The organism is Cohnella sp. GbtcB17 (assembly GCF_019091135.1).
In the GTDB taxonomy this organism is placed as follows: domain Bacteria; phylum Bacillota; class Bacilli; order Paenibacillales; family Paenibacillaceae; genus Cohnella.
The window spans coordinates 1-230 of record NZ_JAGXJW010000561.1; the positions used below are offsets into that span (position 1 = coordinate 1).

Annotated in this window: 1 protein-coding gene; it reads left to right on the forward strand. The window is 63.9% G+C overall.

Going from position 1 to position 230, the window contains the following annotated elements; all coding sequences use genetic code 11:
- A partial coding sequence (locus KVT38_RS34435) for a hypothetical protein (RefSeq protein ID WP_217598168.1) occupies positions 1-218 on the forward strand: 218 nt, incomplete at its 5' end.
- Positions 219-230: the final 12 nt, after the last annotated feature.

Below are 230 nucleotides of genomic sequence, written 5' to 3' on the forward strand. Positions count from 1 at the left end.
CCATCGATTACCGCAAACCGCAAGGCAATATCGAACAGGACATACCAACAATCGTCAGCGATGACTCCCGAAAACCCTCCGATGCGAAGCGCAATGGGCAGACGCTTATGTACGTCGTCAGCGCCCTGGCGCTGGCGGCCCCGCTTGTCCTGGGCTACGCGATGGCGCGGAGGATCTCGGGCCCGGTGCGACTCGTGACCCCGACGCTCGGCATCTAGGCGGGCGGGGGA